A 12800-nucleotide genomic window follows, 5' to 3' on the forward strand; every position below is an offset into this window, starting at 1 on the left:
ATCCTACCATGCTTCGCACGCTTTTCTCAGGCGCGCGTGACGCTGTCGCGCGCGTGCTGATCCCCGATGCGGGCTTCACTTGGAAGCGCGCCTGGTCGCTCCGGCTCATCGAGCTAGCGGCTGTGTCCGACATCATCCTCAACGTCGTGCCGGTCGTCTCTGACTGGCTGCCGTGGTGGCTGACGCTCTTGCTGCTTGGCGGTGCGTATGTCGCCCGCCTGCTTATCCAGAACAAGGATGCCGATAATGGCCAAGGTTCCTAAGAAAGCGGTGGCCGCCGCGGTGGCTGTCGCGTTGTCGATCGGCGCACTCATCAAGCCGTGGGAAGGCCTGTCGCTGAAATCCTATCCCGATATCGTTGGCGTCTGGACCGCTTGTTACGGCGAGACGCTAGGCATTCGCCCAGGCATGAAGTTCACGAAGGCGGAATGCGAAGACAAGCTGCTGACGCGCGTCACCAACGACTACTACCGCCCGCTGACGCAGTGCATCGTCGACTTCGACCGCAAGCCGGTTGAGTGGCAGGCTGCCGCTATTTCGGTGACCTACAACATCGGCGTCGGTGCTGCCTGCAAGTCTTCGTTCGCCCGGCTCGCTCGAGACGGCAAGATCAAGGAAAGCTGCCAGGCCATGACCGCATTCAATCGCGCCGGGGGCAGGGTGGTGCAGGGTCTAGTGAATAGGCGCGCTGCCGAGCTCAAGCTTTGCTTGCGGGGTGTCACATGATCGCATTCCTCCTAAGCCCAGTCGGCCGATGGCTAGCTGGCACACTAGCCGCGCTCGCGCTGCTGGTGGCCGCATACGCCTATGTCGACCACCGCGGCTACGCCCGGGCTGAGGTCCACTACAAGGGCATCATTGCCGCGGAACATGCCGCAGCCGTCACGGCTCGAAACGCCGAAGTCGAGCGGCAGGCCGCGCGCCAGAACGAAGCCAAGGCGCGAGAGGCGGAGCGTATCGCCGAAATGCAGGCCGAGGCCGACCAATTATCAAAACAAATAGTGGAGCTGCAGCGTGAAGCCAGCGAAGATCCTGATGCTGGCCGCACTGCTCTCGGTGCTACCAGCGTGCGCCGTATCAACAAGGTCCGATAGGCTGATTATCGCGCCGCCACCGCCAGTGCTGCGGAAGGCTGATAGTGCACTGACCACGAAGTGCCTTGGCCCTGTCGACCTTGGCGACAAGCCGTTGACGCAGGCGGCGTTGGAGAAACTTTGGATCACTGACCGCGAACGTCTGCTGTCGTGCGTCCGGCGCCATCTGGCTCTCGTTGGGTTCTACGCCGACCGTGACGCCGGCCTTGAGGACAGGGCGGTGAGCAAATGACGCCAGAAGAAATCATGAAAGTAATTCTGCTCTTCCTGACCGTATCCGGCGCCGGATGGGGCATCTGGTGGAAGATCGATGGCCGCGTGCGGGAAAGCGAAAAAAACTCCGGCGAGCGCATTGCTGCGACGGAGGCCAAAGCAGATCGGGCATGCGCCGATCTCGCCGCGCACAAACTTCATACGGCAGAAATGTATGTGACCAAGGCCGGGATGCAGGAACAGACCAGCCAAATCATGAGGGCAATTGAGGGCGTCGGCAACCGCATCGACGGCCTGAACGATCGGCTCGATCGCCTCTACGAAAATCAGCCGCGCAGATCGGTCACGAGGGGGTAGGGCGTGCTTGAACGAATGGAGGGGGCGATACTTCGTGCGCAAAGAAAGTATGACCGTCCGTCGGGGGCAGTGCCATTGATTAAGCAAGCGCTATGCCCAGCCGGCTATAAGCTCGACTCGGCAGATATGGATCAGTGGCGCTACGAGATGCGCAAGTGGGGCTGCCGCCTCAAGAACTAGGGCTTTGCAGTCCCTTCCATCCCCTCTTGTGTTTGGAGCAGAACTTGCGAACGCATTCGAAGGTGTCGGGCTTGTGGATTGCTCTCTGCGCATAGCCCAGCAGTCTTTCGTTTCGTTCTACAGAGCCAAGAATGTCCTGAAGGAATGCCCTCGCGAGCTTGCCAGAGTACCCCCCAAACTGACCATCAAGGTAAAAGGCGCACGAGAGCTCAATTTCATTGAGGAGTGCAACTGTGGCCTCATATAAGTTGCGCTCATCCTCTTGCGCAGCCAATTCGACTATTCGGGTTCTAACATTCGCAAAGATCATTGCAGCCGCGGTTGCGGAGGAGTTTATTCGCGCTCGTCGAACTTGATAGGCGGCATAGGGCAAAGCAATGATCGCGGCTAGGCTTGCCGCAATGCTAAGAGCTTCGGACCATGTCCACGACGGTATGGCGCCCACCGTTTAGGCTTTACTCTTGCCTTTGTTGCCTTTTCCGCCGCTCGTCCCTTGTCCCCCGACGCCGGAAAGCTTGTCATCCAGGTAGCCAGTGGAGAGTGACCTCTCCTCGAAACCTTGTTGCTGCTGCTGCTGCTGTCTTTGCTTCTGGTCCTGCTGCTGCACCTCGTCGTCACTCGGTCTTTTAGACATCGAACACCCTCCCGTTTCGGGGCGGTAGGTTACACGAATTGCAAAAATCAAGCTAGCGCGATTGTGACTGCTGCCACAAAGCAACCGCAGCACGAGTCCTACGCGCGGCTGATACCCCTAAAATTATGGAGACTACCATGGCAACCGAACTTCTCGCGGTCGGCTCGACTGCTGCCAATTCCTCTGACCTGGTCGTCGCCTCTGGCTCGACAGTGACCGTTGGCATCAAGGGCGCAACGACCTCGCAGGCACGCGTGCGCATCACGCTGAAGGACGACGCCGGCGGCTACACCGACGTAGGCGAGCTCACGCCCTTCCGACCGGCGATCGCCATCGCGGCACCCGGCACCTACCGCCTTACGCGCGTCGCTGGCGAAACGTGCGGGGTCTTCAGTGCTTGAGTCGCTATTTCGCCCGCTGTTGTCGCCAATCGGCAGATATAGCATTTCGGGCCGCGGGCAGGGTGGCGGAAGTCCACCCATCGTCCCGGCTATGGCGGCGCTCACGGATATTCCGGGGTTGGTTGTCAACTTCGATGGTGCCGATTCCTCCTCCATGGTCCTATCTGGTTCTCTCGTTACCGAGTGGATCAACAAGGGCTCATATGGCGGCAAGGCCACTGGCGCCTCAACCGCGCGTCCCAACTTCGGGACCAGGACGATGGGCACGCTGCCCACCCTGGACTTCTCGGGCACCAACCACATGGACATGTCCGCTGAGGTGATGAACCTCACGGCAGCGCCCTACTCCCTCTTCGAGGTCTGGGACAATGACCTCAACGCCACCGCTGCCATCCTCACCTTGGGCAAGAACTCCGGGGGCACCGTAAGGACTGGCTGTCAGGTTGACGTGGGGAATGTAGACAACCGCATCTACCAGTACTCTGGGGCGACGGCTATTTCCGACCCCAATGCACCGGAGAGTGACGGTCCCACCATCACTCAGCTTCGGGGCACCACCTCGCTGGCCTACAACTACATCAATGGCATAACCCGAGGCGGAGCCAACGGGGCGCCAACCTACGGGGCTATGACCACGTGGCGCATTGGTGGCGACCCGGCCAACACCGGCTCCCGCTGGAATGGCATCATCTCCGAGATCGTCGGCTACAACCGTGTGCTGACCATTGATGAGTGCGCCCTGGTGCTTGGCTTCCTGGCCTGGAAGTGGGGCCTACAGTCCTACATCGCTGGTGAGTGGGCTAGCAAAGACCCCAGGACCAACCCCCGTGCCCTCAACATGGTCGCCTTCGGGGACAGCTTCACCGAGCTTGCCTACATCACCGACGTCAACAAAAAGTGGACCAACATCGTGGCCACCCGTATGGGCCGCCTTGTGGCCAACGCGGGTATCGGCGGACAGACCTCCTCCGAGGTAACTCAGCGGTCCATTGATGATGTCAACTATACCGATCGTGCCCACATCTTCTTCTGCGGCACGAACGGGCCAGACGCAGGGCATACTGTTCTGGGTGACATCCAGGCCGCCGTGGCAGACCTTGCGCCGGGCACCAAGTTCCTCATCCTCCCCAGCTTCAACAGCTCGAACGAGCCGGTAGGCAGCGCCGGGTACATCAACAAGATGGCCAACAACGCCGCTGTCGCAGCGGCCTTCCCGGACAACTGGCTTGATGTCCGCTCCATGATTATCGCGTTGCAGGCTCCAGGTCAGCCCTACCAAGATGGCACGGCCTATGCCGATGACGTGGTGGGCGCAGCCCTGAGAGCCGATGGCCTCCACCTCAATGAGCTTGGGGTCTCCCTCTATGCAGGCTTCATCGGGGACCGCCTCATCGCCGACGGCTGGTAATGGGGCCCGTGCAGTTGCTTTCGGCAATTTGAAGCACTCGACTAGCGATCGAAGGCCAGCTACGGTTGCACCTTCAGTATCGGGGGCAAGGCGTGTCGGACTTCGAAGAAATGATCGGCGAGTGGGGTGATCGATATTTTGACCCGAAAGGATTGGGCGGCTGGTCGCCTATGTTGGAAGCCGCGCTAGAAAGGTTCAAATCCTTGTCAGCGAAGAGGTCTGCTCAATGCGCGGCACCTGAGCACAAAGTGGCTATTGGATGGACCGAGGATAAGGATTTCAACGCGTTCGCAGGCACTACCGAGGCCGGCGATTTAATAGCGATTGCCGTGAATGTGCCGGTCTCGCTTTCGTTGTTGTTTCGACGAGTCCTGCTCTTCAAGGAGTTTCTGCCGTTCCTAGAGGGGTTGCCGTATGATCAAGTCGAGCCAGCTCCTTTGCCACCGGAAGGCCTCCTTTTCAGCTTGGATCATTGGCCTTCGCACGTAGCCGGAGCCCATGGGCCGTTAAGAGGCCGGCTGGCTAACTTCATGACGCAGATTGCCCTTGATTATGTCTTCATGCACGAACTGGGCCACATCTGGAATGGACACACAAGCCTGATGAAAGAGCGCTACGGATTAGGTATCGTTGAGGAGATAGAGCGCGACAACAACCTTCCCGTCAGCGCTATCGACCGACAAACAATAGAAATGGACGCTGACTGCTTTGCGGCGAGACATATGTCCACGGCGGAGCTCCTCGAAAGAGAATGGCTTCCAGCTAACCCAGCGTGGGAGGCAGAGTTCGGGGAGAACAGCACCTACACGATAATCAGGAACATTGCGATCTACTTGGCCCTTCGTTGCTTCAACGAGGCGGCGTCCCTGGTCGACATGGGCAGCCGCTTCTATCCACCGGTTGCGGTAAGGCAGTTTTACGTTGCGGGCACGTGGTTCGCTGCGATGAGTAAGGACAAAGAGAAAGAGTTTTCTGAGTTTGGTCGCATGATCGTCCCGATCATCCAGGCCGGCGAGGAGGCATTCTCTTTTCTGACCGGAAAGCCAGTTGATGCAGCGGGGGCGAAATTAGCTTATAGTCGTGAAGGCATCGATTATGGAAACACGCTGTTGCGGAACTGGGCGCGCCTGCGCCCCCAACTAGATCCTTTGAAAAGGGGTGGAACATTAGCGCCCATCCAATCCCTATAGCCCGCGTTAAGCTCGCGGCTGGTTTGTCTTATATAACGCGCCATGCAACGCGGCCCTTTCTTATCGAAAGGATCGACGATGATGTCGTGCAATACACGGTGCATGGATCATTATCGCTGCGGCCTCGCACCATGACCAAGCGCGAGTTTGAAAACCTCGTGGTGCGGGAATGGAAGCGGTAGACTGAGAACACTCTGCCGCGAACTCTCGTGGAGCCCTATGTCAAAGCCGCCTCTCCTTAACCGGGGAGGCGGCTTTTCTGTTTCAGGCTTCCAAATAACTGCCGAACCGCAGGCAGCCCGCTTTCATGCCGCACAACGCAGCCGCGCCTCGATTTGCTTCCGCAAACTCGATCGGAAAAAAAGCCCCGCCGAGACGGGGCAAGTTCATGGATCGCACAGGAGGAACAAACACCCGTGCTTTCCTGCAGATATAACAAGAAAGGGACCGGTTAGGTTCCCGTCATTGCTCGCCACGGATCAAAAAGGAGCCCCGCCGAAACGGGGCAATTTGTGGAAAGGACGGACCGCACAGGAAGGAAGGGAAGCGGACACCCCAGTATGGGGCGCCTGTGCGATCCTCGTGGCCTAACCGCAGATCGTCGGAAAAGTTCCCAACGTTGCACTTCTTCGGTTGCCTATGCCAGGGAGGGGCGCAGGTGGTTGGTTGAGGCACTGGCTGAAGATCAATTGACCTCAGGAGGCTCTAGTCTAGGCCGACTGCTGTCCGGAAGGACACAGTGGCGACCAATGTGCCGTCCTCTGTCATAATCTCGAAGGTGTCTCCGTCTGCCGGTTGCCCCATGCGAATCCTCTCCGCCACTATCTCACGAGCGGCAGCGATTGCTTCCTTCAAAGCGTGTTCAGGTGACGCTAGGTCAGTGCCTTCTAGATCTTCCTCAAAGGCACCGTGCCGGCGGACGTGGAAAAAATACTTCGGCAATCCTTCTTCCTCGATGACTAGATAGCCCGCCCAACCTCTCGCAAAACGAATTGTTCCGAGATTGAGGCAGGCCGGGTGATAAAGAAAACCCCGCGTGAGCGGGGATTAGGCAGGGGGGTGGTTTCTAGGCAAGAACGCGTCGTGGCGCTGCAAAGACTATGTTGCACAAGCTTAATACGTGGGCAATAATACTACTTTATTTCCACAGGCTTGCTCGGAAATAAATCGAATATCGTACGGTTTCGCTCTGAAGGATAAAGTGACTTCAGCTTACAACTATGTTGAGTATAATTCCGTAGGCCGCTCAGCGATCATTGCTAACCCCAAGCATCGCTTCTCCTGTGCGTGCGTTGGGCGGCCATCTAAACCCGAGACTAATGAATTATTTTTCGTCCAATTTCTCTGAGAGATGCTGGAGCAAGCTCTCAGGGTTCGGTGAACTCTGGAGCGCATCGACAGCCGTCGCGAGGGCAAAATGCCCGCGACTGCTCTGAATGTCGCAATGATGCTGAGAACACCATTCCGTCACCGCATCAACGACAAGTTCGATATCATTATCGGAAAGGGTGGTTAGTGCTTGAAACATTTTTGCGGTCCATTGATCTGTGGACGAGGAGAATTTGGATCGATCACCATTTGAGTAAGATTGCCGCGATAATGTGAAGATCGGAAGTGAGCCACGCTTGCTGCGGCAGCCAGGGTCATAAGCTTCATGCCTTGGACTCCTTCTTTCCAGATGCCATCTTCGAATATCTATTGGACTAGTGTCGGCGATCCATCCTGAACGACAGATGAAGGGCAACGGGAAAGTGGGAGACGCTCAATCACACCAGTCGTTCCGCTTTTTCGGGCTCCATGTCCTGGCGAACCCTTCCTTGAGGAGCCTCTTGCCGATTTCTTCACCATTCGTTCGGTAGATGTTAACGAGCGGCCGGTGCGTAGGTGTTTTGTCCACCGCGCCGCTGAATACGACGCGCAATCCTTTTTCAGCCAAAAGCTCTTTCAGTCTTCCCTTGGCGATCAGCGCCAGCTTCCGTTCCTTGATGCACTTCGCGTGCGATCCAATCTCCGGCGTATCGATGCCCGAGACGAACGGAACGCCTTCCCCCAGCAGTCTCAAGTTCTGCCCGTCGCATTTCACCGTGTCGCCGTCGACGACGATCAGCGATGCGCAGATGATCAGTCCAGCTATCACTTATTATTCCCTTCTTGTGTTCCGAGATCACCGCGAGACATAGCCTATGACGATGTTGGCGCCGCGGTGACCGCATTTGCATTTCAGTCGCGGGCCTATCGCCGAAATCTTCGTATCTTTGCCGAGCCGCTTCTGCAGTGCCCATCGATCAAGCGGTCGTTTCCGCTTGCAATCCGCGTTCCTGCAAAATGCCACTAGACCCTCCCACTCAGCCAGATCGCCAAGGGCGCGATCACCCTTCCGCGCGTCCTCAGGCTTCACATACCCACACCGCCGCGCCCATTCACCCGGGCTGTGGTGGTAGGTGAGTTTGCAGCGCTCGTAATATTTGTTTTCGGTGCGCGGGCATCCGAGGTCTTCCTTTGCGAGCGTCGCGAGGAGCGAAGGCATAGAAGCATTGCCATGCTTTGCAATGAGCTCGTCACCGTCGAAGAATTTCAAAATCTCGCATTCCTCGCAGATCACGCCCACCCGCTTGCCCGAGTGTGACTTTAACTCACCACCGGCATCGGCTGACTTCCAATCATCGACGGTCATAATCCGGCAGCCATCCTCGCGTCATGCCTCTGCTCATAGCTCCTTCCGCGAGGGCCAGTTGCCGGCGCAAATGCCTGATATCATCGAGTAGCGTGCCGATCGCTGCCCGGGCGTCTTCTTCGTGATAGGCGAGGACGGCTTCGATCTCCCACTCGGGTGGCAACTCATCAGCGGAAAATGCCTCTTTCACGACAGATGCACCCATCGCAAATTTCCGCAGTCCTGAAGAATGGCGAGGTAGTGGGCAAGCGCCAACTCGAAATCCGGCGCAGATCGAAATCTAATCGGGTCGGTCCAAACGTCCCGCAGTAGCGGTTGCTTAAGGCCATCGTCATCAACCCATCCAACGATATCGGTTTCCATGCTGGCAACGCCAACCGCATCGCCCGCCATAGGATCAAGGGCGATCACAATGAGCGCATGCCGAAGCGTGTCTGGATCGAGAATATGAACGACGAAGAACCGAACATCTCTACTACCAGCAACAGCTTTCACGAGCGCGGGGACAGCTCTCTCTTTGCTGATCTCGCGCGCTTGGCCGCAATAGAACTCGGCATCTTCAAGAAGGTCGGTGTACCAGTGAAGGAGCACAGCTTCGCCATTCGGCTGCTTGAGCATATCCGTTCTCCATAGCTTCGGTTTTTAGATTGGCGGCCGCCTCGCCGATGTTCTTATTATGTTCGCATGGCGGACGGAGTCAATAATCAATCTAGGTCAATTGCTTTTTAAGGTAATGCTGATGAAGTGAGGCATGACTAAGCCGCCCCGCAAGTCTTCGAAGCCGTTGCTGCACGAAAGCGATGCCCCAGTCCGCGGCAGGCCCCGCCAGCGGCGCGATCCCGCTCAGCCCAATCTTCCGTTAGATCCCATGCCCTCCCGTATCGAGCCGTGCCTTGCGCTGCTGAGGGCAAAGCCGCCGAAGGGTGACGATTGGGTTTTTGAGATCAAATGGGATGGCTATCGCCTGGCGGTTCACATCGAGCCGACGGGCGTCCGCATCCTGACGCGCGGCGGCCATGACTGGACTAATCGTTTCCCGGCAATCAAACTGGCGGCCATGTGGCTTCCTGTTGGCACGGCAATCCTCGACGGCGAGGCCGTGGTTCTCGACGAGCAGGGCCGGTCGGATTTTGGCTTGCTGCAACAGTCGCTCGGCGGCCGCGGCGGCAAGGAGACCTCAAGCGTCGCCATCTTCATGGCCTTCGATCTGCTCTATTTTGACGGCCATGATCTCAGAAAATCCGAACTCAGCATGCGCCGGCATCTGCTCGAGGATTTGGTGCCGGCCGGCGAGCAGGGCGATATCCGGCTCTCGGAGGAGATCGAGGCCGACGGTGATCAGTTGCTGGCGAGCGCCTGCGAACACGGGTTGGAAGGTATCATCGCCAAGCGACGCGACGCGCCCTATCGCAGCGGCCGGCTTGGTGACTGGCTGAAAATCAAATGCGTCCAAAGCGACAGCTTTGTGATCGTCGGTTATGAGCGATCCACAGTCGCGCGTGCCGGGATCGGTCGCCTTCTGCTCGCCGCGCGCAAGGGCAAGAAGCTGGTCTACGTTGGCGGGGTCGGGACAGGCTTCAACGAGCGTAACGCTTATGAGCTTCGTGAGAAGCTCGACGGCCTCATCACATCCACGCCGGCTGCCGTCGTCGATCGCAAAGGAGCAATTTTCGTAGAGCCAAAACTAATCGCCGAGATCGAATATCGAGCCTGGACCGATGATGGCAAGCTGCGGCATGCCTCTTATAAGGGGTTGCGGGACAAGCAGGATAACGCGGCGGTTTATGAGCCAGATTTCTGACGGTGAAAGGACCGAGTCGGAGTTTCGTGGTGATATTTCGACCCCCTACCGCCATGGCTGGGAGAAAATAATCCACGAATGGCATCCTTATGCAACTGCCCTTCCACGGGAGCTGCCATTTCTGTCCGGCCAAAACGGCGCACCAGCTCGTCGGCTAGATCTATCGGATCGGTCATGCCGTCTTGGAATAGGCGGATGAGCAATGTCGCGGCCAGGTTGGGACCGGCAGACTGCCCACCTGCAATCTCACACTTGTATCCGCAATCGATGAGCACCTTCTGGAGGAGGCGCAGATCGTCGGTGTTTAAGGAACAAGAAGTCAATTCCGAAGACATCGAACCCTCCTTTTGGGCGAGCTTGGGCAGCTTATGGCGTAACTTTCCAGCGAAGGAAAAGTTCCGCCCCTTAAGATGGGCGATGCGATGTGGAGCGGTCCGCTGTACGGGCCCAAGCGCAGGCGCGAGGTCGCTCTGACGACCTCACAGCAGGTCAGAGAACTACGACAAATCAGTTGTTGTTGCCGAGGCCGCTAATTTCGTTAAGCTTCGCGTCGATCGCTCTCTTGTCCCATTTGCGGGTGCCCGGTATCGTCGGCGGCATTTTGTGGCTCGCCACCCACATCGAGAAGCACGTCGGCGATATGCAGCAATATTCAGCCGCTTCTTTGCGACCGATAAGGCGAGGGGGAATGGTCATTTCTTCTTCGCCTCCTTGGCTGCTGCGCGCCGCGCTTCATACTGGGCCATGAAGCTGCCTTCATCTGAAGTAGCCCGCTCCACGGCGAGTTCATGTGCGCGCTTGCGCGTCCCGTACCTCATGGTCTTGGGGGCCGCAACGGCGTAATCCCGCTGCGTGTGCCGCTTAATGAAGCTCTCGATCTCCTCCGGAGCAAAGGCCATGTGATTCCGCTCTGTGCCGCGCCCGACCTTTACATAAGCAAGTTCGCCATGAAGCACGAGATCGCGGATTGTCGAGACGGACGTCGCCAAGATTTCCGCGACTTCTCTCATGGTGAGAAGCCGGCGGATAGGTTGTTCTCGCGCGCCCGCCACGAAGGCCAACTGGACGTCTTCGCGGCGCCAGCCCTGATCTGGGTCTAGCGGCTCGGCAAATTTGGCATAGTAGAGAGCCGATTTTTGGATCCAAACGTCGTTCATGGCCTCTGTTGGCGCCCCAGACCCTTCTTTTTAGCTGTTAGCTTTAAGAGGCTTTCGTATTTTTGCGCCTCGGACGGGAATGCTTTTACTGTCGGCGGTTTCGGCACCTTGGCTGGCTCCCGCATCACCTCCCAGAGCGCCAGCAGATCTTGTTCCGAGAACAAGTAGTCGCGACCGACGCGTGAGCATAAGCCGTACGCTTTGCCGAGCTTGATCACACCACGATTGGTCAGCCTGAGCCGTTCGGCGGCTTCGTCAGCCGTGTAGATGATGTCGAGTGGAATGGTTGGCTCCAAGAGCGCACCTCCAAGAAAAGAACAAACACATTGCCGCCGGCACGAATGCCAGCCGCTTCGACGTGTCTCCTCAGTGTGGTGGTGCGCGGATTGGTGGGCCGCATGCAAATGGCTAGGCGAGTCGGGTGAGGGCGGTCAAGAGCAACAGACCTATTGCTCTCCCCGCATCTTCTTGACGTGCAAGCCGATCTCAGCGACCGCGCCGAGTCCCACAGCAGCGACGAGCTTGTAGATCCCCTTATCAATCACGGATCCTGAGCTCGGTGCTCCGGGTGTGTAGCGGCGCAGTGCCTCCTCGTATGGCAACAAAAGCTCGTGCGCGATCACTAAGCCGATCACAACCTGCCAGGCGCCAACGAGAAGTATGAGGTAGGCGAGAATTCTAGCCGCGTAAGAAAATGTCATCGTCCAGACCGCTCTGCCGGCGTCAGCAGTCCCCGTTTTTCCAGATCGTCGGCAATCACCTTCTCGATATACGACGCCACAGAGCGTCGCTCGGCTTTGGCGGCCGCTTCAATTGCGTCTTTCAGTTCGGGCTCTATGCGAATGCCGATCGCGGCCGTCTTCGCCATTGTCTTCCGTCTCCGTAAATTGCGGCATGTTCGCAGCATGCAAACATTTATCGCATTTCGCTGTTGACCGCCATGAAATCATTCGATATACAAATACTAACATTTACCAACGAAACGAGGAGCACAACAATGACCATTCATGCACCGATAGGCCACGCCGACAGAAGCTTACTGCCACGCTCTTTGCTTGGCAGACGACAGACAAGAGTTTACCTTGCCGCTGACTTCCAGTTCGCTCCAGGCGACACTGTCGCTTTCCACGACCACGTCGCGATCGTAATGACGCGCTCTCGATCGGCGTTCGGAAGAGAAATCTATTACATCCAACTTATAGCTGGTGACATGGCTGGCCGCCCGTTCCGTACGGTCGAAGGAAGCTGTCTCACCGCCTGCGGGAATCTATATGAAGACCGGAGTGAAGCGAGCTCTCGTTCTTGAGCTATTCAACAAGCAGGGCGGGCGCTGTTGTTACTGCGACCGCCTCATGGTCATCCTGCCTCGCGGCAAGGATCAACACCAACCAGACGCCGCAACGCTCGAACATCTGATGACCAATCGCCGCAAGGGGTGGACGCGACGCGACAACATGGCGGCAGCTTGCCGCGAGTGCAATGGAATGCGCGGATCCGGAATGGATTGGCTGATGTTCAAGACTTACCGCCGCGGCGAGTTCTGGGAATTAATCGAATGTGCGCCGCCCTGCGCGCATCGGCGTGGGTCGTAGACCGCGCTAACCCGCTGCCGAGCCGCATCGGCGGCGGGACCAACACCATAGGCCGGCGCGATCACCACCCGCGACTACACCAGCGGCGCGCCGGCTGGT

Annotated in this window: 22 protein-coding genes; 9 read left to right on the forward strand and 13 right to left on the reverse strand. The window is 57.8% G+C overall.

Translation table 11 applies throughout. From position 1 onward, the window contains the following. Positions 1 to 8 precede the first annotated feature (8 nt). The 4 genes from HX899_RS11775 (at position 9) to HX899_RS11790 (ending at position 1664) form a co-directional block, all read left to right on the forward strand. On the forward strand, positions 9 to 263 hold the full coding sequence (locus HX899_RS11775; RefSeq protein ID WP_181292524.1) for a hypothetical protein: 255 nt from the start codon (positions 9 to 11) through the stop codon (positions 261 to 263). After that, the gene (locus HX899_RS11780; protein ID WP_181292525.1) at positions 247 to 726 is read left to right on the forward strand and encodes a lysozyme; all 480 of its coding nucleotides are present in this window, start codon (positions 247 to 249) and stop codon (positions 724 to 726) included. Before HX899_RS11775 ends, HX899_RS11780 begins: the two co-directional genes overlap by 17 nt. Further along, positions 723 to 1094 (forward strand): hypothetical protein, encoded by a 372-nt coding sequence (locus HX899_RS11785; protein WP_181292526.1) that lies wholly within the window; start codon positions 723 to 725, stop codon positions 1092 to 1094. The genes HX899_RS11780 and HX899_RS11785 overlap by 4 nt, the downstream gene beginning before the upstream one ends. A gap of 228 nt (positions 1095 to 1322) precedes the next feature. Next, positions 1323 to 1664 carry a hypothetical protein gene (locus HX899_RS11790; protein ID WP_181292528.1) on the forward strand — a complete coding sequence of 114 codons (342 nt, stop codon included), beginning with the start codon at positions 1323 to 1325 and terminating at the stop codon, positions 1662 to 1664. Between the two features lie 628 nt (positions 1665 to 2292). Here the strand turns inward: HX899_RS11790 and HX899_RS11795 are convergent. Beyond that, positions 2293 to 2478: a hypothetical protein gene (locus HX899_RS11795; RefSeq protein WP_181292529.1), complete on the reverse strand. Its 186-nt coding sequence runs from the start codon at positions 2476 to 2478 to the stop codon at positions 2293 to 2295. 137 nt (positions 2479 to 2615) lie between these two features. On the opposite strand from HX899_RS11795, the gene HX899_RS11800 reads away from it, so the two are divergent. From HX899_RS11800 to HX899_RS11810, 3 genes are all read left to right on the forward strand, one after another. Continuing rightward, a complete protein-coding gene (locus HX899_RS11800; RefSeq protein ID WP_181292531.1) occupies positions 2616 to 2879 on the forward strand; it encodes a hypothetical protein in 264 nt (87 codons plus the stop codon). 259 nt (positions 2880 to 3138) lie between these two features. Beyond that, positions 3139 to 4287 carry an SGNH/GDSL hydrolase family protein gene (locus HX899_RS11805; RefSeq protein WP_181292532.1) on the forward strand — a complete coding sequence of 383 codons (1149 nt, stop codon included), beginning with the start codon at positions 3139 to 3141 and terminating at the stop codon, positions 4285 to 4287. Between the two features lie 92 nt (positions 4288 to 4379). Next, positions 4380 to 5477 (forward strand): hypothetical protein, encoded by a 1098-nt coding sequence (locus HX899_RS11810; RefSeq protein WP_181292533.1) that lies wholly within the window; start codon positions 4380 to 4382, stop codon positions 5475 to 5477. Positions 5478 to 6182: 705 nt separating this feature from the next. On the opposite strand, the gene HX899_RS35015 is transcribed toward HX899_RS11810, so the two are convergent. The 6 genes from HX899_RS35015 to HX899_RS11835 all read right to left on the reverse strand — a co-directional run bounded on the left by HX899_RS35015 (position 6183) and on the right by HX899_RS11835 (position 8769). Continuing rightward, positions 6183 to 6419, reverse strand: coding sequence for a DUF6894 family protein (locus tag HX899_RS35015; protein ID WP_246697092.1), 237 nt, complete (start codon positions 6417 to 6419; stop codon positions 6183 to 6185). A 570-nt stretch (positions 6420 to 6989) separates the two neighbouring features. Then, positions 6990 to 7133, reverse strand: a complete 144-nt coding sequence (locus tag HX899_RS11815) for a hypothetical protein (RefSeq protein WP_173862991.1) — start codon at positions 7131 to 7133, stop codon at positions 6990 to 6992. Positions 7134 to 7239: 106 nt separating this feature from the next. Continuing rightward, positions 7240 to 7614 (reverse strand): thermonuclease family protein, encoded by a 375-nt coding sequence (locus HX899_RS11820; protein ID WP_181292534.1) that lies wholly within the window; start codon positions 7612 to 7614, stop codon positions 7240 to 7242. 27 nt (positions 7615 to 7641) lie between these two features. Next, positions 7642 to 8151: a hypothetical protein gene (locus HX899_RS11825; protein WP_181292535.1), complete on the reverse strand. Its 510-nt coding sequence runs from the start codon at positions 8149 to 8151 to the stop codon at positions 7642 to 7644. Continuing rightward, entirely contained in the window at positions 8138 to 8356 is a 219-nt protein-coding gene (locus HX899_RS11830) for a hypothetical protein (protein WP_181292536.1), read from the reverse strand. Before HX899_RS11830 ends, HX899_RS11825 begins: the two co-directional genes overlap by 14 nt. Next, complete coding sequence (locus HX899_RS11835) at positions 8338 to 8769, reverse strand: hypothetical protein (protein ID WP_181292537.1); 432 nt, start codon at positions 8767 to 8769, stop codon at positions 8338 to 8340. Before HX899_RS11835 ends, HX899_RS11830 begins: the two co-directional genes overlap by 19 nt. A gap of 133 nt (positions 8770 to 8902) precedes the next feature. Between HX899_RS11835 and ligD the strand changes: the two genes are divergently transcribed. Beyond that, positions 8903 to 9952 carry a non-homologous end-joining DNA ligase gene (ligD, locus tag HX899_RS11840; protein ID WP_181292538.1) on the forward strand — a complete coding sequence of 350 codons (1050 nt, stop codon included), beginning with the start codon at positions 8903 to 8905 and terminating at the stop codon, positions 9950 to 9952. On the opposite strand, the gene HX899_RS11845 is transcribed toward ligD, so the two are convergent. The 6 genes from HX899_RS11845 to HX899_RS11870 all read right to left on the reverse strand — a co-directional run bounded on the left by HX899_RS11845 (position 9934) and on the right by HX899_RS11870 (position 11977). Then, complete coding sequence (locus HX899_RS11845) at positions 9934 to 10287, reverse strand: hypothetical protein (protein WP_181292539.1); 354 nt, start codon at positions 10285 to 10287, stop codon at positions 9934 to 9936. The genes ligD and HX899_RS11845 overlap by 19 nt on opposite strands. Before the next feature lie 172 nt (positions 10288 to 10459). After that, positions 10460 to 10648: an AlpA family transcriptional regulator gene (locus tag HX899_RS11850; protein WP_181292540.1), complete on the reverse strand. Its 189-nt coding sequence runs from the start codon at positions 10646 to 10648 to the stop codon at positions 10460 to 10462. Further along, positions 10645 to 11109 (reverse strand): helix-turn-helix domain-containing protein, encoded by a 465-nt coding sequence (locus tag HX899_RS11855; protein WP_181292541.1) that lies wholly within the window; start codon positions 11107 to 11109, stop codon positions 10645 to 10647. Before HX899_RS11855 ends, HX899_RS11850 begins: the two co-directional genes overlap by 4 nt. Then, the gene (locus HX899_RS11860) at positions 11106 to 11405 is read right to left on the reverse strand and encodes a helix-turn-helix domain-containing protein (protein WP_181292542.1); all 300 of its coding nucleotides are present in this window, start codon (positions 11403 to 11405) and stop codon (positions 11106 to 11108) included. The genes HX899_RS11855 and HX899_RS11860 overlap by 4 nt, the downstream gene beginning before the upstream one ends. Positions 11406 to 11555: 150 nt before the next feature. Next, positions 11556 to 11810 (reverse strand): hypothetical protein, encoded by a 255-nt coding sequence (locus HX899_RS11865; protein ID WP_181292543.1) that lies wholly within the window; start codon positions 11808 to 11810, stop codon positions 11556 to 11558. Beyond that, positions 11807 to 11977 (reverse strand): hypothetical protein, encoded by a 171-nt coding sequence (locus tag HX899_RS11870; RefSeq protein ID WP_018494900.1) that lies wholly within the window; start codon positions 11975 to 11977, stop codon positions 11807 to 11809. Before HX899_RS11870 ends, HX899_RS11865 begins: the two co-directional genes overlap by 4 nt. A gap of 403 nt (positions 11978 to 12380) precedes the next feature. On the opposite strand from HX899_RS11870, the gene HX899_RS11875 reads away from it, so the two are divergent. Beyond that, positions 12381 to 12701 (forward strand): HNH endonuclease, encoded by a 321-nt coding sequence (locus HX899_RS11875; RefSeq protein WP_181292544.1) that lies wholly within the window; start codon positions 12381 to 12383, stop codon positions 12699 to 12701. The last annotated feature ends 99 nt before the right edge of the window (positions 12702 to 12800 follow it).

Source organism: Rhizobium sp. WYCCWR 11146 (assembly GCF_013591995.1).
In the GTDB taxonomy this organism is placed as follows: Bacteria; Pseudomonadota; Alphaproteobacteria; order Rhizobiales; family Rhizobiaceae; genus Rhizobium; species Rhizobium indicum.